Source organism: Sulfurimonas sp., from assembly GCF_028713515.1.
Lineage (GTDB): Bacteria > Campylobacterota > Campylobacteria > Campylobacterales > Sulfurimonadaceae > Sulfurimonas.
Genome location: NZ_JAQTOD010000004.1, coordinates 1 through 22,084, shown reverse-complemented (window position 1 = coordinate 22,084; position 22,084 = coordinate 1). Strand labels below are relative to the sequence as shown.

Genomic DNA, 22,084 nt, shown 5'->3' with positions numbered 1-22,084 from the left:
CATTATTTAAAACGAATTAGAGCACTGAAATTAAAGGTAATAAATGGCATTATGGTTTAATAGAGTTAATGTAAAAGATGTATATTCTAGTTTTACTTATGACAATAAACTCAATAACAATAAACTTTATGTTCAGAATAACTGGGTTAAAGAAATTTATGGTGAAGCTTTTTATTTAGCCATATCAAATGAGATTAACATTATAAATTTACGTGGAGGTGCTCTTTGGCTTACATCCAACGGTGATATATGCTATAGGTTTTCTCCAAAAGGAAAAGTTCATACTGCAACTTTACCTAAAATAAATATTCTTTTTAGTAATTTCTTAAACTGTAATTTTACTCTTACACAAAAAATTACAAAAAAACAAATACTAGCCGATGAACGAGAGGAACTCCACAAAAATAATAATTTGGTTATCTCTGTAAGTCAACTCTTGCTTGCAGAGTCTGAAGAATACAATCCTCACGAAAATTACGAATTTTATATAAATAAAAAAGATGGGCTATATTATCGCAACACCTTTAAGCCATCGCATTACCTAACAATGTCAACACAAGTACCAGAGACCACGCGAACTGAATCATGGGAGCCTGAAAAAACTGAAGAAGAGTACATACGCACAGCAATAGATTTTCAACAAAATGAACCTCAAAAATCTATAATACTACAATATTTATATCATCTGTCTGGATATAGTTATAATAAATTCAGCTATATTTTAAATTGGATAGCCTCCTTTTTTAAGAATCTTGAAAATAAATCAAATACTACTTTAGTGTTATATGGCAGTAAGGATTCAGGGCTAGAAATATTGTTTCATAATATTATTGTTCCTCTTTTTGGTGAAGAAAATTGCCTCGAAATAACTGATAAAATATTAACATCTAACAATGTACTTAATATCGTAAAAGAGAAGCTATTTTATAATTTAAATAATATATCAAAATCAGCTATTGAAAATAAAGTAACTAAGCAATATTTGCAGAGCCTACTTTCAAGTCAACAAAAATATGCTCAAACATTAATCACTATAGAAGAGCCTGAATTACTGTATCTTGAGAACGATGAAAACTATACTGTTTTTCATATAGCCACAAAACTTGACCAAATGTATATTCCTGTATGGTGCAATAGACAAGATAAAACCAAAATAACAAAGATAGATTTAGAGAATAATATAAAAAAAGACCTAGAAAACTTTGTTAAAGTATTAAGATTTTATTCAAGTACTCTTAATAATCAAACTCCATTCGAAAATGATAATCGTAATATGATGACAGTTTCTTTGGATGACAAGTTAAAGATATTTATTAATGCAGTTAAAAATATTGACAAAGAGTACTTTAAACAAATTCAATTGAAAAATAATAAACTATATGCAGAACTAGAACAAGATTTCGAAAAAAAATTAATAAAGCAAGCAAACCTTCTAAATTACTTCAAAATACTTAATCCAGATAGTGTTATTGAGTCATCTAGAACTTTTATGAATATGTTGAGAAAAATTGATAATGATTTTTTTAAAGTTGAAAATGCCAAATCGCTCTCTGCAGGAAAAAAATATTTTCATATTTTTCTATAACAACTACCTATTCTATTCTATTCTATATTTAGACTAAATTTCTAACAATAAAATAGAATATTAGAAACAATATTATTGATATTTTTCATATCTATTATTCTAATTTTATCTTATTTTAAATTAAATTTTTACAGATGAAATATAGGCAAATACTCAAATACAAGAATATTGTTTCTAATATTCTAATATTTTTATAAAATTAGTAAACTAAATAATTATTGATTTTATAGCATTCCTGAAATAATTTATCAAGTATTGCTAGATAGATATTTTCTTTGGAATACACTCAATTATAAGTACCTTAATATAGTAGATCAAGACAAAATTTTACTCCAACTTATTGTAATAATTTTAAAATTTTCTGATATTTTTACTACATATTGACATACTGCTTTAAGCCTTATTCACCTTTAAACCAAGAATATCATCTTCTGCTTATAAAGTATAAAACAAGTTCATATAATCTCAATAATGGAATAAATCAGATTACATTTATAGCAAACATAAAGTATTCATACTATAAAAAGTGCTATAGATTTATGTCAGCTAAAAACAGTTTTCATGCGCAAAGACGCAATTGCTTTAAGATGTAAATGTAATATTAGAGTATCTTAATATCATTATTTATTTTTTGAAAGATAGAGAAATAGTAGGTATTTGTCAATCGGAGATGAGAATTAGAGAAGAAATAGCAAAAAAACTTTTAGCTTTAAGAATTAAAAAGCTAGATAATCAAACATTAGCTAAAGTTACAGGCTTGCCAACAGAAAAAATTGAAAAATTAAAAAAAAGATATTAATCTCACACATAGCCGCAAGCCATGTGTGAGATTTTAATTTCCTGTACAGCAAGGTGCCGCTATTACAGACCTCCGCAAGCCATGTGTGAGATTTTAATTTATTGTAGGAATTGTATTTTTCTCCAGATATCTTAATAATTCAGAATAACTCAAATGTAACTTATTACCTATTTTAACTACCTCTAATTCACCTTTATAAATCAATTTTTTTGCCATATCTATTTTTAATATACCAAGTTGTTGAACATCCTTTAAATTAAATAATACCTGTCGCGGCAATAACTCTCTGAAATTTGTAGTACTTTTCTCCATTTTGTACCCCTAATCTAGTTTGGAAATTTTTTCTCAAATGATTAGAAGCATTAAAAAAAATTTACACTATCTTTTAATTTCAAACTTTTTTCAATCACATATTATTCAAATGACGATTCCACAAGAACCATCAATCTAACAAAAAAGGAGCATATATGCCACTATCCCAATGTCTAACAATCGCTATTTTAGTTGCTACAGCAGTAGTCAGTACATACGAGTCTTCCAAAAAGAAAAAGAAGAAGAGATTTCCTCTTGAAGATGAACTATACAAACAAGAGAAATGAACCATGTCAAACATACCGTTAACCAATGAGCAGCTAAGAGCTGCTGCACCTTCAATCTTTTCAGAGACTCCTATTGATGGCGTCTCTGAGAGATATGCTTTTGTACCGACATATTCCGTGTTGGATACATTTAGAGATGCCGGATACTACCCTATTATGGCAAGTGAAAGCAAAGTACGTAACAGCGACAATCAAGGTTACCAAAAACACATTATCCAGTTTCGAAGTATCGACAATCTGTTAAGACCGGACGCAAACGAAGAGTACGCAGATATCGTTCTCACAAACTCACACAACCGTACATCTTCATTTATCGTCGATCTCGCCTATTTTCGCATTGTTTGTTCAAACATGCTTGTAGTGCCCTCACAAACATTCTCACACCACTCTATCATCCACTCTGGATTCAACCTTGAAAAAGTAAAGAGTGCTATTGAAGAAGTTGTTTCTTATATGCCACATATACAAAAAGAGATAGAGAAATTTAAAACAATTCATCTCTCACCTATAGAGCAGTACTCTTTAGCCAATGCTGCGGTAGATATCCGCTTTGACAAGGAGACACATGCCGTTGATCCGCAGGAGTTCTTACATGTACACAGAGAGGAAGATAAAGATTCCTCTTTATGGATTGTATTCAATCGCATACAAGAGGCGATGATTAAAGGTGGAGTAAGAGGTCACAACCGTTATACGGGAAGAAACTTTACTTCCAAACCTATCACACAGATCGATGCAAATCTCAAGCTAAACAAAGAACTTTATGAAACGGCGCGAATGATCGCCAATCTAAAAGAGCCGTCATATCAGATGGCAGCATAAGGAGTCAATAATGAAAACAACAAACTACCGTCTTCAAACAGAAATTGAAAATCTCAAAGAAGGCAAAGAAGAATGGTTTAAAAACTATGTACGACAAGTTTTAGAATCAGACAAACCTTATTACGCCAAGGCTGATTATCTGGGTCTAAGCATCCAAGAACTTCAAAACAAAATCGACTACCTCTCAGAAGACATCAAAGAGCTCACCGCTCTTAAAAAGAGACTTGTGAATGCAAAAGAACTTTCTCTTCAAGCAATCGCATCCGTTATAGCAGAATACGGCATAGAACGTTTGGACGGCACGGCAATATCATCTATTACGATCACACCATCAGCTATAAAATCCAAAGAGACTTTCAAGATATTAGATGCTCAGGCACTTATTGATCTTGGATACTACACAGTAATAGTGGATGAAGATGCTGTAAAAAACGCGATGCTGACTCTTGAGGGTATGAACGAGATAGATAAATACATAGAGGTCGGAGTCGTTGCAGAAGAAGTGCCTGCCCGCATAAAGGTCAATACAAGACGCATGCATACAAACAATCAAGCTGCCGAACTATTGAGTCTGGCAGAGCAAGCCGCATAAGGAGGTTATTATGTTTAACGAAAAACAGTTACAGGTACTTTCTTACGAGCCAGATTCAAACCGTATCAAAACACGAACCAAAGGCAATATCGAACTTTCTTATTTGGAAGGATTCGATATTATCGATACAGCAAACAGGATATTTGGCTACGGCAATTGGAGCTACACCATATCCCAATTGGAACAAGTCTCTCAAGAGACTAATCAAAATCAGAACATCGTGATCTGCTACAAGGCGATAGTAAAGGTCACTGTATATGATCTACAACACACCAAACAAATAGAACGTGAAGATATAGGATTTGGTATTGGAATCAATAAAATATTGGCAGATGCATATGAAAATGCTGCTAAAGAAGCTGTAACTGATTGTATAAAAAGATGTTTTAGAACACTTGGTGCACAGTTTGGAAATACGCTATATGACAAGGGCAGACAAGCAACAACACATCAGCAAAACACCCAAGCTTCACTACCATCAAAACAACCGCAGCAGAAGATACACGACCGCTCTCCGCAAGATTACACCTCGCTATACAATCTCGGGCTCTCCGTATTACAGCAGGGAAATTCTCTTATAGTTATAGGCGATGACATATACGCTAAAAAAGATAGTATCAAAGCATACGGTTTCCGCTGGAACGGAAAGCAGTGGTATAAACCGCTTGATCAACAGGCGGCATGAGATGAGAAATTTTCTATTCTTTACAACGGAGGGTTATACGTGTGATCCCAGCAATAAAGAGATCACCAATATGCAGATACTTGGTTCGCAAGAGGGAGTGGATATTTTAGAAGCATTTAAAAACTTTAAAATAAGCCACTCCTATTTGAGAGAATTTGCATTTAAAGATGTAAATGCCATTGAGTGCATCGGTGATTTTATACGAAATTTGGAACTATGAAAGGAGGTCATTTTATGGAACTAATATCAAAAGAGATAGAAGATAAAATCCCTCTTCTTTACGCTACAAAGGAGCAACAAGACCCTATAGCGTATGTAAAACTCTTTTTAGACGGCTGGACTTGGTACATTACAGAGCTTTCAATAGATAAAGATATTTGCTTTGGATATGTGGTATCGCCTTTTGGGAGCGAACTAGGATATTTTTCGCTATCAGAGATACAAGAGGCAAAAGGAAGTCTTGGACTAGGTGTTGAGAGGGATTTAGGGTTTAAACCACAGCCACTATCGCAGTTAAAAAAAGAGCAGTAGGTGAGTCAACCAACAATACAAGAGAGGTGTCAAGCGATTTTACCGTTCTTAATAAAAACTTACCTAAGACTACATTTTGTAGTTTTAGGTATCACAATTTTTTATTTTTTTTTAAATTATCCATTAATTGAAAAGATAGATAAGACTATACATTTTTATGTTAAAAAAATGATTCTAGAATAAGTAGCAGTTATAAACATATAATTAATTTAATTTACATTATATGACACACAACAAACTTTAATCAAAACTATTTAACTTATAAACTATTAGTACATATATCTATCCTTTTAATATATACATAAGAGAAAATAAATGCATTACACGACACAAATAGACAGTATAGGATTAAGAGTAGAGTTTCATAGTGCGGAGCTACAAAGAGCGAGATTAAACGAAATGATAAATTTAGTTATGAGTATTGAAACTTTTTTTGTAGATTCCAAAGAACATAGATTTGGTAACGGTGGTGTACGAATAGAGTATGTTATTTATAGCAACAACACAACTATAGCAACGATTAACACTGGTGTTTATGCTCATGGTCAAGACAGAAAAGAATCAACATATTACATAAAGATGGTATTTGCAGGGTTAAAGAGTTATGATGATTATAATGATGAGTTAAGAAGCAACTTTTTATTTGCTATGGCTAGTTGGCTAAATAGTAAAAGGTTGCCATTTAAACTGAGTGAGTTAGATTGTAATATTGATGTAAATTGTGCGTACGACAACTTTTATGCTATGCAGATTAAAAAAGTGCCAAATGGCAGATACCATAACGAACAAATTTATATTACCACTAATTATTTACAAAAGAAAACTAAATCAGTATCAGCGTTGTTTTATGACAAACAGTTTAAAGAGTCGTTACATGAGCAGATAAGTAGATTTGAGTTAAAACTTCCATCTAAATTTTTTAAAAACAAAAACTTAGATACTCTTAATGAAGCCATCAGCAGGATATTTGAGAGATACGCAATTTTTTATTTTGAAGATATACGAGTTAAAAACCAAGTGCTTTATATACAAAAATGCATAGAGTGTAGTAACATTGCGAATAAAGCAAGAGAATACAATAAACTCATGTCTCAGGTTAATAAATATAGACTGTACCCAAATTTCTCATATATAATGGAATATATTTATAATCTCTATAGTATAAAAAATTATAAAATGGTTGTTAAGAAAAAAGAGGAAGAGTTTGTTCTTAATGATAGCTGTGGAAATTTTGATTTCTAAAGCATATGAAACGATTTCAAGCCATAATAACCCCGTATTCTGATACAATTTATGTCTCTATTGCAATGGTTAAGATCTAAAAAACTCACAAATGTCTATATCTAAAACCTTGGAGATTTTAGCAAGGTGTTTGATATTAAAGTGATGATTGTCTTTTCTCAGTTCGGCACGTCCCAAATAAACACCCCCCCCGCTCATCCATATCTTTAAGGTATGGCTGCATCTGCATTAAAAATCTCGTATCTGCCGTTGTTTCCAAAAATGCTATTAGCATAAATAGAGATCAGTTCCAAGTTACAGTTGCTGTCAAACATCAATCATCTTTTCGTTTATTCCTACCTATGGAGTTTTAACTTGAATATTCCACGTTTTATATTAAATACATTTTTTAAAGATATAATAAGTAAAAAATGTATTTAATAAATTATGTTAAATAAAAGGTCACAATAATTAATGGCAAAAGAAAAAAATCAAAAATCTATGGAAGAAACTCTTTGGGATAGTGCAAATAAACTAAGAGGCTCTGTTGAATCTAGTGAATATAAACATATTGTTTTAGGTCTAATATTTTTAAAGTTTGTCAGTGATACATTTGAAGAGCGCAGAGAAAAGCTACTATCAGAGGGAAAAGAAGCATTTATCGATATGGTAGAGTTTTATACTATGGAAAATGTATTTTATCTTCCAGAAGAATCAAGATGGTCGTATATCAAGCAGCAAGCAAAACAAGATGATATAGCTCTCAAAATAGATACAGCTTTAGCAACGATTGAAAAAAACAATCCTTCTCTCAAAGGGGCTTTGCCCGATAACTACTTCTCAAGACTAGGGCTTGATGCAAGCAAGCTCTCTTCTCTTATAGATACTATCAACAACATCAACACCATAGAAGACAAAGGGCACGATATCGTCGGTCGTGTGTATGAATACTTTTTGAGTAATTTTGCTATTGCAGAGGGAAAAGGAAAAGGTGAGTTCTACACTCCAAAATCAATCGTCAATCTGATAGCAACCATGATAGAGCCTTATAAAGGCAAAATTTACGATCCTGCTTGTGGTAGTGGTGGTATGTTTGTTCAGTCTGTCAAGTTCATAGATGCTCACAACGGAAACAAAAAAGATATCTCAGTCTATGGTCAAGAATACACGGCGACTACATATAAACTCGCCAAAATGAACCTAGCCATTAGAGGAATTTCCGCAAATCTTGGAGATGTACCTGCCGATACATTTGCAAAAGACCAACACAAAGATTTAAAAGCCGACTTTATTATGGCAAATCCTCCTTTTAATCAAAAGGACTGGAGAGGTGTAAATGAACTGCTAGATGATGCGAGATGGGCAGGATACGATGTACCGCCTACATCAAACGCTAACTACGGTTGGATACTAAATATGGTATCAAAACTCTCTCAAAATGGAGTAGCAGGATTCATCTTGGCAAACGGATCACTCAGTGGTGGCGGTGAAGAGTATAAAATTAGAGCAAAACTAATAGAAAATGATTTAGTGGAAGCTATACTTGTATTGCCAATGAAGATGTTTTATACCACAGACATCAGTGTAACACTTTGGATACTCAATGCCAATAAGAAGCTCAGAACTTTTGAACAAAATGACCGAACAAAAACCCATAGAGATAGAACCGGAGAAATACTCTTTATGGATTTAAGAAAAAAAGGGGTGCCATTTGAGAAAAAATTTGTGCAGTTTGACGATGAAACGTTAGATGAAGTATCATCAACTTATCATACTTGGCAAAGCGATAAAGAGGCTTATAAAGATATAGCAGAATACTGTAAAAGTGCCACGATAGACGAAGTGAGAGCAAAAGACTATTCCCTCGTTCCTAGTAAATACATCAAGTTTGTAAACAAAGATGAAAATATAGATTTCGATACAAAGATGACAACACTTCAAGGTGAATTTACAGAGCTTCTAAAAGAGGAAGAACGATCAAAGCATGAGCTATTAACAGTTTTTAAAGAGTTGGGCTATGAGATCAAACTATAAAAAGATTGGTAAGTTTGTTCAACAAGCCAAAAATAAAAACAATTCTAACAGTCGAACAGTTGAACATCTTCGAGGTATAAATATAACTAAAGAATTTATGCCATCAGTCGCAAATGTCACTGGCACAGACTTATCAGTATATAAAATTGTTGAAAAGAATCAATTCGCTTATAATCCAATGCACGTTGGAAGAGATGAAATTCTTCCAATCAGTATGCTTGCACACGAAGATAGTGTTATTGTATCTCCTGCTTATGTCGTTTTTGAAATAGTAGACACTAATGAATTATTGCCAGAATATCTGATGATGTGGTGTAGAAGAAGTGAGTTTGATAGAAATGCTTGGTTTACAACTGATAGCAGCGTGAGAGGTGGCTTTAACTGGGAAGATTTTTGTGATTTAGAACTTCCAGTTCCATCAATCGAGAAACAAAGAGAGATAGTCAAAGAGTACCACACCATCACAGATAGAATCAAACTAAATGAACAACTAAATCACAAGCTAGAAGACACCGCTCAAGGTATCTATAAAGAGTGGTTTGTGGATTTTGAGTTTCCTGATGAAAATGGTAAGCCATATAAATCAAATAGTGGTGAGATGGTTTATTGTGAAGAGTTGGATATGGAGATACCTAAAGGGTGGAAAGCTTCTAAAATTTCAGAAATTGGTAATGTGATTACAGGAAAAACACCATCAAGCGACTATCCAGAAGATTTTGGTATATATATGCCTTTTATTACACCTACTGATTATAAAAATTACGGAAAATTTGTTACAGAATCAATAAGAAGCTTATCTAATAAAGGTGCAAAAAAATTAAAGAATAAGGTTTTAAAAGAAGATTCTTTATTAGTTACTTGTATAGGTTCAGATATGGGAAAAGTGGTCATAAACAAGACTCAATGTATAACTAATCAGCAGATAAATTCAATTATTCTAAATGAAAATAAAATGGTCGAATACTTGTATTATACTTTATTAAATAGTTATGAAAATCTTAGGAATATTGCAATTGGTTCGTCGACAATGTTAATGATAAATAAAACAGAATTTGAACAAATAAAATTTTCACATCCTAATAGAATAATAATTGACAAATTTTATTTACTTATTAGTCAATGTAGTCAGTATATTTGGGTAACTGAATCAATGAATAAAAAGCTATTTAAGTTAAAAGAAATTTTACTTTCAAAAATGGCAACTATTGAGGGGTAAATATGTATAGAAAACAAATCCAAGCCTTTGAAAACTTGAGAGATACACTCTTGCCAAAACTTTTGAATGAAGAAATGAGGATCAATTTATGAAAAGGATGTATAAATGATAGATAGCATTGATTTAAAAACGCAGGGAGCATGGTTGATTCATCATGCAAATAAATTACAAACAGTCAATACGACAGCTTTTGATAATATAAAAACGGCTGGTAAAGCTGGTATTTTACTTTCTGCATTAAGTACTTCAGAGGAATTTACTTTAAATCAAACCAAAATTGATGCATTGGCAAAAGAAGCTAATATATCTAAATTAGAACAAAAAGCTTTGCTAGATATTTTAAAAGCAAATGAATTAATAGATATTGGACAGTCAGGTATAGCAATATTGGGTCTTACAACTTCCACTACACTTGAACATACTAGCAAAATATTTCAAAGTCAAGAACCTGATAAAACAGAATTTGCTTCGATTATACTTTCGGAAAAGATATCAGAGACACCTTATAGGCGAGAAGATATTTTGGCAGAAATATCTGACCAATATAAAATTGATGCTACATCACTAAGTTCATTTCAGCAAAATATAGAACAAATTGGGCTAGTAGATGTAGAAAATATAGATGATCAAAATACTTTGTATTTCAATGGTAATCTTTTTAAAAGAGAAAATACAAAAAAAATACAGCAAGTTCTAGCTTCACTTACTCAAGATGAACAAACAAAGCTTATACAATTTAATAAATTATTGGATGAAAAGGCTTGCATTGAATCAAATCAGGCAATCAAAATATTAGGTGAACAATTATATTCTAAACTTAGTGCAATAGGTATGTTTGATATTAATGTTGTAAGTAACGAAAAAGGAGAAGTTGGATTTTTAACTAAACCATCGTCTTTTTCTAAATATAGTTCATCTAATGTTGATGATGCATTTGATTTAGCCAAAGCTTTTGTCAGTTCATTAACTTATGGTATGACAAAAAGTGGTTCTAGCAGAGGAAATATCACTATGATAGAAAAACTACTAAAAGCACTAATTAGAGGTGAGGAAGTAGGACCAGTTGATGCGATAGGGCAAGATTATAAGGTTTTAGAATTAAAACATGTTGTTGAGATTAAACATGGCTCTAAAACAAGTTGGCAAGGCAATAAGAGAAGTGGTTGGATGATGAAGTTGCTTAAAAAAGATGTTGGAGAACTTGCCTTACAGGCAATAAAACAAGGAAATATAAGTGAGCAATCATTAACATCTTTGCCAAGTGCAACAATCAACAAATATAAAGGACCAGAAGTAAATCGAGTGAATATCAGAAAAAAACAAGTGGATAGAACTGCAAAAGATACTAACAATATGATTATGGCATTAAGAACGGGAGGATTTTAATTATGGCTACAGCAATAAACAAAGGTTTTAAAACAGAAGAGATATTGAGAATATATTTCTTGAAAAATGGCTACTATGTAGCACGAGGAATACCATTTAATTATAGAGGTTTTGCAATAACTGATATTGACTTATGGCTTTATAATCGTACATCTTCTGTATCTAGAGAAATTTCTATAGTTGATATCAAAAATAAAAAAACACCCCAAGCTATTGAGAGAATATTTTGGGTAAAAGGTTTACAAACTGCAATAAAAGCCACTAATGCTTTAATTGCTACAACAGATAAAAGACCTGATGTGAAAGATTTTGGAAAAGATTTAAATGTTTTTGTTTTAGATGGAAATTTCTTGAATAAAATTAAGAATTATGAACAATACTTAGAAGCAAGATTGACAGATGAAGAAATAATCTCAATGATTGATTCTTATTCTTTAAGCAAGTTGGATGGTGATTGGAAAAATAAGTTTTTAGAAGCAAAATCACTCTTGGCACTTGGATTAAATTTTGATAATATGAATAAATTACTCAATATTACTAAATTTTTTGTTGAACAGATATTTACAAAACCATCACAAAAAGAAATTTCTCTTAGAATTTTTTATTTACTATGTTCTTATATTGCTATTAATCTTGATTATATTCAAAGAGATTTAGCTTTTTTAGAAGATGCAGATGCTAGAAAAAATGCCTTTAAAAATGGATTTAGATATGGAAATAAGGGTGAAAAGGAAATTAAAAGAATTATTGATATGTCTTTGTCTTTCGTTGAACAATATGCTGACAATGGACAGAGCATAGCAAATCAAGCTAGATATAATATTTCAAAACAGTTTGAAAATATGCCAACTGATATTTTAGCTGAATATTTTTCGGATAATAAGGTGTTAAAAAGTATTTTTGCTTCCTCTTTGGAGTTTGAGCTATTGAGTGCGAATAGAATTTTCAAATTACACACTTATTCAACAACAGAAGTAAAGAGTTTTATTGCTGTTCTATTGGATTTTTATGGTATTGATAGAGTTTTTTTTGCTAAAACTATTGAATAGTAATAATTACCAAACAAGAGGAATTTGATTCAATGCTAATAAAATTAAAACAAATAATGTAGGATTTGAGAAATGGCTGATAAACTTATTCACGATGCAACAAAAACAATTAAGCCTATTTTTTATCAATGTTATATTGCACTTGAAAAATGTTTTGACTTACTTGAAAATGAAAGTGTTTATATTGAAACATATGGTGATGTTACAGTAATGAATAAAAATGGAAGTAGTCAAACCGAAGTTAAAGACTATGAAAAAGATTTAACGAATTTAGATCACAATATTTGGAAAACACTGAAAAATTGGCTCAATGATCCAAATATATTAACATATAAAAACTTGATACTTTTAACTACTCAAGATTTGAGTAAGATGACAGCTTTTCAAGAATGGAACAGTAAGAATAAAAATGAAAAATTATCGATTTTAAAAGATATAAACACATTATTTTTAGAACAAACTAAAAAAGCAAAAGAAACAGAAGAATTATTGCTATTAGTTTTGGATAATTCAAGAAATGAAAAATTATTGGAGATTTTGAATAAGTTTATAATTTCAAGTTCACAAGAAAATGATGAAGAACTTTATAAAAGGTTGATACAAGCAAGAACATATGGAGTGCCTTCTGATAAAAAAACTGATTATATTAATTCACTAATGGGATATATTATAAGTCCACCTATTACCTCTCAAGATTGGAAAATTACATATCAATCTTTTCAAGCAAGAACAACATCATTATTAGAAGAGTTCAATTCAAAAACTATTATTTTTCCAGCAATATATCGAAGCGTAATGGCAACTGAAGATGAAGAAAAACAACATTCAGAATACACTTTTGTAAAGAAAATTGATGAGATAAATTATAAAGATGTTAAAAGTGATGCAATTTCAGATTTTATCTATACTAGAAAAACAATTTTTGAAGAATTGAGCAGGTATGAGGTACCTACTATATATTACGATAATTATGAAAAAGAGATACATGATACTTACAAATCAAAATATAATATGGCTTCACTAGGTACTGAAAATTCCAAAGTTCCAAGAGACTCAAAAATATTTTATAACAGTGTAATGGGAGAGAATACACCAAATTTTAGAAATTTTAATGATACTCCAAAACGATTTAGAAATGGTCTTTTACATCAAATGGCAGATGATGAAAGCAGTGAGAATGAAAGAAAAATCACTTGGAAATTAAAGGTTGATGAAGATGAATAAATTTATTGATAATGTTTCTAAAATACATAATAATCCTTTTGTTTTTACTCCATTAATTGTGGCATTTTATGAAAAACTTGGAGAAAAGCCAAAAAATATTTTATTAGCTTATCTTATTTTGCCTATAGTATTAAATGAGCGAAGCAAACAAACACTTCAAACTGTTAGAACAACAAGTAACATTCATACTTTTATGGATAGTAAGGACAAATCAAAAAGAGAAAATGTTTTTGGTTTACCAGATAGAATTAAAAATTATAAAGAGATAACGAATCAATGTATTCAACATGCTATTGACAATCAATGGATTAGAGTTAATGAAGATTTATCGATTGAATTTTTAAAAAAAGTGGAGAATAAGGTGGAAAATTTGAATCAGTCATTTAAAGCCTCTTCAAATTTACATAAAATTTTCAGAGATTTGGATGTTGTTGCAATATACAGATTATTAGGAGTGAAAGAGCTATGAAAAGTCATGTAAAATATCTAGGTGTTGTGGATAAATCAAACAAAATACATTATGTTGAATTTAACACGGGCGTTAATGTAATTACAGGTAAATCATCTACTGGGAAAAGTGCAATGATTGAACTATTTGATTATTGTTTTGGTAGCAGTGAGTTTACAATACCATCAGGCATTATTACAGATAGTGCAGATGTATATTTTATGGTTTTAGCTATTAAAGACTCTTTTATAACTATTGGTAGAAGTCCAAATTTATCAAAAAAATTCTTAAAATTTGAATCTGAATCGCCAAATATTGAAAATCTAAAAAAAGAATATTTTGAAGAAAGCTATTTTACACAAGATTTTAATGTGGATTTAGGTCATTACTTAGGGTTAGATATAACGGATACGGATGAAGATTTAGAAGATAGAAATTATAGAAAAAATAATGCTAAAAAAGGTCGCCCATCAATTAGAAATATGATACCTTTTTTGTTACAACATCAAAATTTAGTAGCTAATAAACACTCTTTATTTTATAGGTTTGATGAAAAAGAAAAAAGAGAACAAACAATTGACCAATTTAAAATTTTTGCTAGTTTCGTAAAACAAGAATACTACACTATTAAGCAAAGTTTGGCGGATGAACAAAGAAATTTTAAGAGTTTAGAAAATCAACAAAAAGCATTAATTCAGCAAAATGAATTTAATACTCATAAATTAAATGATTTATTGGATGAGTATTATGCAATTACTGGTAATAAATTAACAGATGAAAGTATAATGCAAATACTCATAAATCCTGCAAATACCTTACAAAAACTTGAAAAAAAAGAGATTTTGACTAATTATGAATCTGAGCAAAGTTTAAAAGACTTACAAGTATTAAGAAATAAAAAAAATGAGCTTTATTCAAAAAAAAGGATTTTGCAAAATAAACTTAACGATATTTCATCTTCAATAGAGTACGCAAATAAACATTTTCATGATGTAGAAAATTTGACAAATGAAAGTGAAGAAAAAGTTAAAGTATCAGAATGCCCTTTTTGTCATACACATAATGAAAAAATTTTAATTCAAGCAAATCATTTAGAAAGTGCTATTCATTGGCTTAATGGTGAACTTTCAAAATCTAATTATTTACTTGATTCATTTGAAAGTGATAAAAAAGAGATTGAAGAACAAATTAGTAGCTTAGATAATGAAATTAGAAGTATTTATCAAAAAATTAATAAATTAGAAGACATTACAAGTGGATTAGAAAGAAATAAAAGTTTAGAAGAACAAGGCTTAAAAGTTAAGCTTAAAATTGAAAATCTACTTGAAAATTTGGTAGGTAGAGATAGTTCCAGTCTTGAAGAACAAATTAATATTTCAAAGAAAAAAATACAAGACTATCAAAAAGATTTAAAAGAGAAATTTGCTGTTACTAAAAAATTATTAAATGCAGAAAAGTATATCAATACTGAAATGAAAAAAATTGGTGAAAAATTTGATTTTGAAGAAACATACAAACCTATTAATTTGAAATTTTCATTAGAAAGTTTTGATTTATGGCATGAAAGAGAAAGTGGAGAAAAAATTTATCTTCGTTCTATGGGAAGTGGTGCGAATTGGTTATATAGTCATGTGACTTTATTTTTGGCTTTACATAAATTCTTTTGTTCTTTAGGCGATAAATCTTTAATTCCAGCTATTTTATTTCTAGATCAACCAAGCCAAGTTTATTTCCCAACTTCTATAAAAGATGAGAATATAGAATTCAATATTGATGATATTGAAGCAAAAAAAGGAACAGGGACAAAAGATGAAGATTTAAGAGCTGTTACTAATTTATTTAATCAATTAGTTTCTTTTTGCAAAACAACATTTGAAGAAACAGGTATTGAACTTCAAGTTATAGTTACTGATCATGCTGACCATTTGACTCTTGATAATAATACTGATTTTGAAAGTTTAGTTAGTAATAGAAGATGGAGGACAAGAGGTTTTATAAATGAATAAATTAAATATACCTCCATATACGATCACTTCAAAAATCCTCAAACTTTCAACGCAAATTAGCGAAGAGCTCACAAAACTCCAGTTCACCGAGTTTACAAAAGTAAACCCTATGTTAAGAAAAAAGAACCGTATTAAAACATTAGCTGGTACTTTGGAGATAGAGGGGAATTTTATCGGTGAAGAGAAGATCACCGCTATACTTGATGGTAAAAAGGTGTTGGGTACGGTTAAAGAGCTGGCAGAGGTAGAGGGAGCTATAAAAGCCTATGAAAAACTAGATGCTTACATGTACGACAGCTTAGACGATCTTCTGCTCGCTCATAAAATATTAATGGGCGATATTCTCACATCGGCAGGAAGTTTTAGAGGTGTAAACGTACAAGTGGGTGAACATATAGCACCACAGCCTAGCATGGTAAGCGAGTTAATGCAACAACTCTTTTCATGGTTACAGATGAGCAATGAGCATCTTCTTTTAAAATCGTGCATATTTCACTATGAATTTGAGTTTATACACCCATTTTCAGATGGAAATGGGAGAATCGGCAGACTGTGGCAGACGGTCATTCTAAACCGATTAAATCCTATCTTCTCACTCTTGCCTACTGAAAGTATTGTAAGAGATAATCAAGAAGAGTATTACAATGCTATCGAAAGCTCGACTCAAAATGGAGAAAGTACCCCATTTATAGAGTTTATGTTAGAGATGATATTAAAAGCCATTCAAAACACTTTAAAAAGTGACCAAAAAAGTAACTATAAAAGTGACCAAAAGATACTCTCTTTGATGCAAGAAAAGAACAAAATAACGATAAAAGAGCTGATGGAAATACTTGCCATGAGTGAATCAGGTGTAAAAAAAGTTATCAAAAAGCTCAAAGATGAAGGAATTCTCAATAGAGTTGGAAGCTTAAAATCAGGATACTGGGAAGTAAAACAATGAATAAATTCACAGAAGAAAAACTCGAACTGGCATTTATAGAACTTCTTGGTGAGCAAGGTATTGGCTACGAGTATGGCAAAGAGATAGCAAGAGCTGACGGCGAAGTGCTTTTAGTAAATGATCTAAGAAAATATCTAGCAGATAGATATAAGCCTGAATACATCACAGAGAGTGAAATCAATCAGATCATTAGAAAACTAGAGTCATATCCATCAAGCGACTTATACGATACAAACAAATCCATTATGAAGCTAGTAGCTGATGGTTTTATCTTTAAAAGAGAAGATGCAAATCAAAAAGACATCCATATACAGTTCATAAACTATGAAGATGTACAAAACAACACTTTTAAAATAGTGAATCAGCTTGAAATAGTTGGCTATGAAAAACGAATACCTGATGGCATACTGTATATAAACGGGTTGCCATTGGTCGTATTTGAGTTTAAAAGTGCCATTAGAGAAGAAGCTACCATCCATGATGCCTATGTACAACTTACAACAAGATACAGAAGAGATATACCTGAGCTATTTAAATATAATGCTCTTTGTATCATAAGTGATGGAGTAAACAATAAGGCGGGTTCATTCTTTGCACCGTATGAGTTCTTCTATGCTTGGAGAAAAATTACTGGCGATGAAGTAGATGTAGATGGTATAGCTTCAATGCACTCAATGATTCAAGGAATGTTTAATAAAGAGCGACTCGTAGATATCATCCACAACTTTATCTATATGCCCGATAAGTCAAAAAAAGAGGAAAAGATAGTTTGCCGTTATCCTCAATACTATGCCGCAAGAAAACTTTACGAAAATATAAAACTGCATCAAAAACCACAAGGTGACGGTAAAGGTGGTACATATTTTGGTGCCACAGGGTGCGGTAAGAGCTTCACTATGCTCTACTTGACGAGAATGCTGATGAAAAGTATCCATTTTTCGAGTCCTACAATTATACTCATTACAGATAGAACAGATTTAGATTCACAATTAAGCCAACAGTTCGGTAATGCAAAGGGATTTATAGGTGATGATGGAATTGTCAGCGTAGAAAGTCGTGAAGATTTAAGACAAAGATTAAGTGGTCGAGAGAGTGGTGGAGTCTTTCTCACTACTATCCATAAATTTACAGAAGATTTAGAACTACTCAGTGAGAGAACGAATATCATTGTAATCTCTGATGAGGCACATAGAAGCCAGATTAACTTAGATCAAAAAATAAAAATGACAAAAGATGGCGTTAAAAAAACATACGGTTTTGCAAAATACTTGCATGATTCCTTACCAAATGCAACTTTTGTAGGATTTACAGGTACTCCGATTGATGCGACTTTAGACGTGTTTGGAGATGTGATAGACAGCTACACCATGACAGAATCCGTAAGAGATGAGATTACTGTACGTATAGTCTATGAAGGAAGAGCTGCGAAAGTCTTACTTGATAACTCAAAACTGCATGAAATTGAAGAGTATTATGAAGAATGTGCAAGTGCTGGAACTAATGAGTATCAAATAGAGGATAGTAAAAAAGTGATGGCAAATATGAACGCCATACTTGGTGATCCAGATAGGATAAAAGCTGTAGCGAAAGACTTCGTAGAGCATTATGAAAAAAGAGTACGAGAGGGAGCTACACTCAAAGGGAAAGCTATATTTGTTTCTAGTAGCAGACCAATAGCGTATGCATTCTATACTGAGCTTATCGCATTAAGACCACAGTGGGGCGAACAAAGAGTATGTGATGAAGAAATAGAACTTACAGATAAAGAGAAACAAGAGATACTGCCTCTTGAAAAGCTAAAAATGATTATGACTCGAAATAAGGATGATAGTAAAGAGCTTTATGAATTGCTAGGAACAAAAGAGTATAGAAAAACACTCGATACACAATTTAAAAATGAAAAATCAAACTTTAAAATCGCTATAGTCGTTGATATGTGGCTTACTGGTTTTGATGTACCATTTTTAGATACCATCTATATAGACAAACCTATACAAGAGCATAATCTCATCCAAACAATCTCAAGAGTCAATAGAAAATATGCAGGTAAAGACAAAGGATTGGTTGTTGACTACATAGGTATAAAAACCGCTATGAACAAAGCTCTCAAACAGTTTTCAAAAATAGATAGCCAAAATTTTGAAGATATAAATGCTTCCATAGTCGTTGTCAAGGATCAACTAGATTTACTTTCTAAACTATTTCATAAATTTGACACGCACCTTTACTTCAACGGGAGTCCGACAGAGCAGTTAAAGTGCTTAAATCTTGCCAGTGAATATGTGCAACTTACTAAAGAGCTAGAGAGTAGATTTATCTATATTGTAAAAAGACTTAAATCTGCTTACAATATCTGTTGTGGCAGTGAAGTATTCAGTGAATCAGAAAAAAATCACATCCATTTTTACTTGGCAGTTCGCTCTATTGTTATTAAACTAACCCGTGGTGATGCACCTGATACGGCACAAATGAATGCAAAAGTGTCTCAAATGATCACAGAAGCTCTAAAAAGTGACGGTGTCGAAGAGATATTTAAACTTGGAAGTGAGAACGACTCAAAGATAGATATATTCGACGAAGACTATATCAACAAGATAGAGAAAATCAAACTGCCCAATACGAAGATAAAGCTTCTACAACAACTTTTGGCAAAAGCATTAGAAGATTTTAAAAAGGTTAACAAAGTCAAAGCTATTGATTTTTCAAAACAATTTACTGCATTAGTTCAAAAATACAATGAACGAAAAGAAGAAGATGTACTTGTCAGTGGAGTCCTAGAGGACTTCACTGATGAAATTATTGACCTCTATCATGCTCTGCAAAAAGAAAAAGAGTCATTTGCTGATTTAGGTATCGACTTTGAAGAAAAAGCTTTTTACGACATTTTAAAAGCTATAGCGCATAAATATGATTTTGCGTATCCCGAAGATAAACTAATCGCCTTAGCTAAAGAGGTCAAGGTAGTTGTGGATGACAAGTCAAAATATACAGATTGGAATGTCAGAGAAGATATAAAAGCAGAGCTAAAAGTTGATTTGATTATGTTGCTGGCTAAACACGGTTATCCACCGATTACAAAAGATGAAGTGTATAGAGAGATTTTCGAGCAGGCTGAGAATTTCAAGAAGTATAAGGTACTTACAGATGGAAAATAATTTTAGATTTAAATGTTATAAAAATTTGAAAACAACATTAGGAGAAATCGATGCTATTGTTGAATCTATAGAATTAGCAACTAGAGAATTCATAAGCACAGTATCTCCAGATATAAGCACATCAAAAGAAACTATACAAAAAAATATTACCGAATTATCAGAAAAACATGTCATTAAAGTTAATTATGTAGATATAAAGAAATTAGAAAGTCGAGTAATGATATTGCACATAATTAATGTATACGAACGATTTGAAAAATATTTAGAAGAGCTAATTGAAGAACATCCAGACCTTGGTGATAAAAAAAGTAAACAGCAAGAAGAAACAATATTAGACTATATTTTAAGAAAATTAAATAAGGGATCGTTAAAATCTACTTTAGACTATTCAATAATAAATCACTACAGACTTGTTAGAAATATTTTTGTACACTCATCTGATAAAAAAATCACTAAATATGAGAATAAGATTGCAGATACAATAAAAAATTCTGATTATAAAATTCTAAAAGCACCTAATAACATTACTACTTTAGTTTTTGACGATTTTATTTTATTTACAAGAGCTATTAAAAATTTTGCAAAGTCAATTAATCAACATTGCCAACTATCTGATGAACAAATGGTTATGGCTATTAAAGAGAATTACAAAGCTAAATTAGCTAAATTATCCAACAATATTAAAAGGAAAGAATGTTTAATTACTCAGTTACTTAAAATAGATTATAATATTCTTGATGCTAAACTTGTTGAGCAAGTTTTGAAGGATTAGCTTATTGGTAGAGCAAGATCCTCCATCAGAAGTTTTTGGACTTTTGAAGAAGGTCTTGGAAGAGGTTCGACTCCTCTATCCTTCACCATTTACTATTCGAATACATTTTTTATAAACTGCTTCATTATCAATAATCACTAAGGTAAGCTTCTTTCTGGTGCGTGTTATAGCTTGGAATAGTGTTTCTAAAGGATTATAATAATAGCTAGCTCTATAACTTAGTTTTAATGTACCCGTGTAATAAAAATGTTCATTGATGGTTACTACTACATTATCGTATTCTTGTCCAATCGCTTGATGTGAACTATTACTAGAAGAAAACCGTACTAAGTCTAATGGTTCTGAATTAACTCTACTTGGCGTCAAGTAAATATGCTCCCAACCTAAACTTTTTAGATATTCTATATATTTCTTCGCATCCCCAATTTCATTTATAAAATAAAACGAAATGTCATCATAAGCTTTTTTTGATAAATTATCAGATTCTATTTTATTTAAATCATAAAACTTTTGTACAAATGAAGCAAGGTTTTTATTATGTCTGATTTTATTCTTCAACTTGTAATTATTATTAGCTACTGTAGTCCCTTCAATATACTTTACAACATCTTCTGCTTTGCTTTTATTATTTAATTTTTGGTTAGCATCATGAGAAAAAATTATAAATTTTTTCTCATTAGTGATTATATTTACTAATTGGCTAATGCCTATTCTCTGCGATTCGTCAAAAATAAGTATATCAGCAAAAGAAATATTAGCTGGACTATAATCACGAATAGTTATAATATACCAGCCATAAATACTTCGTAATTTTATTATGCCTTGATTTACTTGTGCACAATGAATAATAGCAACTTTTTTCCCAGAATTTCGTAATTCATTTGCAATATTATAATGGCCTGAAAATCTAAGACACAATTTCATCAAAGTTTATTTCCTAAAAAGTTAAAATAAGCATGAAATATATGGAGATAAATATGAGTCGAAAAAAAGGTCAGGTTTACAGTGCCGAGCAGA

General features: G+C 31.1%; 21 protein-coding genes and 1 tRNA gene. 20 read left to right on the top strand and 2 right to left on the bottom strand.

Annotated elements, in window-relative coordinates; translation table 11 throughout:
* Window positions 1-43 precede the first annotated feature (43 nt).
* Window positions 44-1,585, top strand: a complete 1,542-nt coding sequence (locus PHV22_RS08655; RefSeq protein WP_295023559.1) for a hypothetical protein — start codon at window positions 44-46, stop codon at window positions 1,583-1,585.
* Between the two features lie 631 nt (window positions 1,586-2,216).
* On the top strand, window positions 2,217-2,384 hold the full coding sequence (locus PHV22_RS08650; protein ID WP_295023561.1) for a hypothetical protein: 168 nt from the start codon (window positions 2,217-2,219) through the stop codon (window positions 2,382-2,384).
* Window positions 2,385-2,477: 93 nt separating this feature from the next.
* Here PHV22_RS08650 and PHV22_RS08645 read toward each other — a convergent pair whose 3' ends face one another.
* The gene (locus tag PHV22_RS08645) at window positions 2,478-2,696 is read right to left on the bottom strand and encodes a DNA-binding protein (protein WP_295023563.1); all 219 of its coding nucleotides are present in this window, start codon (window positions 2,694-2,696) and stop codon (window positions 2,478-2,480) included.
* A 155-nt stretch (window positions 2,697-2,851) separates the two neighbouring features.
* Here PHV22_RS08645 and PHV22_RS08640 point away from each other — a divergent pair, with 155 nt between their 5' ends.
* From PHV22_RS08640 to PHV22_RS08555, 18 genes are all read left to right on the top strand, one after another.
* Window positions 2,852-2,983, top strand: a complete 132-nt coding sequence (locus PHV22_RS08640) for a hypothetical protein (RefSeq protein ID WP_295023565.1) — start codon at window positions 2,852-2,854, stop codon at window positions 2,981-2,983.
* A 3-nt stretch (window positions 2,984-2,986) separates the two neighbouring features.
* Complete coding sequence (locus PHV22_RS08635) at window positions 2,987-3,805, top strand: DUF932 domain-containing protein (RefSeq protein WP_295023567.1); 819 nt, start codon at window positions 2,987-2,989, stop codon at window positions 3,803-3,805.
* A gap of 10 nt (window positions 3,806-3,815) precedes the next feature.
* Window positions 3,816-4,397, top strand: coding sequence for a hypothetical protein (locus tag PHV22_RS08630; protein ID WP_295023569.1), 582 nt, complete (start codon window positions 3,816-3,818; stop codon window positions 4,395-4,397).
* Between the two features lie 10 nt (window positions 4,398-4,407).
* The gene (locus PHV22_RS08625; protein ID WP_295023571.1) at window positions 4,408-5,082 is read left to right on the top strand and encodes a Rad52/Rad22 family DNA repair protein; all 675 of its coding nucleotides are present in this window, start codon (window positions 4,408-4,410) and stop codon (window positions 5,080-5,082) included.
* A 70-nt stretch (window positions 5,083-5,152) separates the two neighbouring features.
* Window positions 5,153-5,302: a hypothetical protein gene (locus tag PHV22_RS08620; RefSeq protein ID WP_299947091.1), complete on the top strand. Its 150-nt coding sequence runs from the start codon at window positions 5,153-5,155 to the stop codon at window positions 5,300-5,302.
* Window positions 5,303-5,316: 14 nt separating this feature from the next.
* Window positions 5,317-5,613: a DUF2958 domain-containing protein gene (locus tag PHV22_RS08615; protein WP_295023575.1), complete on the top strand. Its 297-nt coding sequence runs from the start codon at window positions 5,317-5,319 to the stop codon at window positions 5,611-5,613.
* Between the two features lie 315 nt (window positions 5,614-5,928).
* Window positions 5,929-6,855, top strand: a complete 927-nt coding sequence (locus PHV22_RS08610; RefSeq protein WP_299947087.1) for a hypothetical protein — start codon at window positions 5,929-5,931, stop codon at window positions 6,853-6,855.
* A 453-nt stretch (window positions 6,856-7,308) separates the two neighbouring features.
* Window positions 7,309-8,868, top strand: coding sequence for a class I SAM-dependent DNA methyltransferase (locus PHV22_RS08605; RefSeq protein ID WP_299947084.1), 1,560 nt, complete (start codon window positions 7,309-7,311; stop codon window positions 8,866-8,868).
* Window positions 8,852-10,084, top strand: a complete 1,233-nt coding sequence (locus PHV22_RS08600) for a restriction endonuclease subunit S (protein WP_299947081.1) — start codon at window positions 8,852-8,854, stop codon at window positions 10,082-10,084. Before PHV22_RS08605 ends, PHV22_RS08600 begins: the two co-directional genes overlap by 17 nt.
* Window positions 10,085-10,189: 105 nt before the next feature.
* Window positions 10,190-11,470 carry a hypothetical protein gene (locus PHV22_RS08595; RefSeq protein ID WP_299947078.1) on the top strand — a complete coding sequence of 427 codons (1,281 nt, stop codon included), beginning with the start codon at window positions 10,190-10,192 and terminating at the stop codon, window positions 11,468-11,470.
* 2 nt (window positions 11,471-11,472) lie between these two features.
* On the top strand, window positions 11,473-12,519 hold the full coding sequence (locus PHV22_RS08590) for a hypothetical protein (RefSeq protein WP_299947075.1): 1,047 nt from the start codon (window positions 11,473-11,475) through the stop codon (window positions 12,517-12,519).
* 72 nt (window positions 12,520-12,591) lie between these two features.
* A complete protein-coding gene (locus PHV22_RS08585; RefSeq protein ID WP_299947072.1) occupies window positions 12,592-13,743 on the top strand; it encodes a hypothetical protein in 1,152 nt (383 codons plus the stop codon).
* Complete coding sequence (locus tag PHV22_RS08580; RefSeq protein WP_299947069.1) at window positions 13,736-14,212, top strand: three component ABC system middle component; 477 nt, start codon at window positions 13,736-13,738, stop codon at window positions 14,210-14,212. Before PHV22_RS08585 ends, PHV22_RS08580 begins: the two co-directional genes overlap by 8 nt.
* On the top strand, window positions 14,209-16,197 hold the full coding sequence (locus tag PHV22_RS08575) for a DUF3732 domain-containing protein (protein ID WP_299947067.1): 1,989 nt from the start codon (window positions 14,209-14,211) through the stop codon (window positions 16,195-16,197). The genes PHV22_RS08580 and PHV22_RS08575 overlap by 4 nt, the downstream gene beginning before the upstream one ends.
* Entirely contained in the window at window positions 16,190-17,140 is a 951-nt protein-coding gene (locus PHV22_RS08570) for a Fic family protein (RefSeq protein WP_299947064.1), read from the top strand. The genes PHV22_RS08575 and PHV22_RS08570 overlap by 8 nt, the downstream gene beginning before the upstream one ends.
* On the top strand, window positions 17,137-20,295 hold the full coding sequence (locus PHV22_RS08565) for a type I restriction endonuclease subunit R (protein WP_299947061.1): 3,159 nt from the start codon (window positions 17,137-17,139) through the stop codon (window positions 20,293-20,295). The genes PHV22_RS08570 and PHV22_RS08565 overlap by 4 nt, the downstream gene beginning before the upstream one ends.
* Window positions 20,285-21,067, top strand: coding sequence for a hypothetical protein (locus tag PHV22_RS08560; RefSeq protein ID WP_295023595.1), 783 nt, complete (start codon window positions 20,285-20,287; stop codon window positions 21,065-21,067). The genes PHV22_RS08565 and PHV22_RS08560 overlap by 11 nt, the downstream gene beginning before the upstream one ends.
* Window positions 21,058-21,155 (top strand) — tRNA-OTHER (locus PHV22_RS08555). The genes PHV22_RS08560 and PHV22_RS08555 overlap by 10 nt, the downstream gene beginning before the upstream one ends.
* Here the strand turns inward: PHV22_RS08555 and PHV22_RS08550 are convergent.
* On the bottom strand, window positions 21,143-21,991 hold the full coding sequence (locus PHV22_RS08550; protein ID WP_295023597.1) for a hypothetical protein: 849 nt from the start codon (window positions 21,989-21,991) through the stop codon (window positions 21,143-21,145). The genes PHV22_RS08555 and PHV22_RS08550 overlap by 13 nt on opposite strands.
* Between the last annotated feature and the right edge of the window lie 93 nt (window positions 21,992-22,084).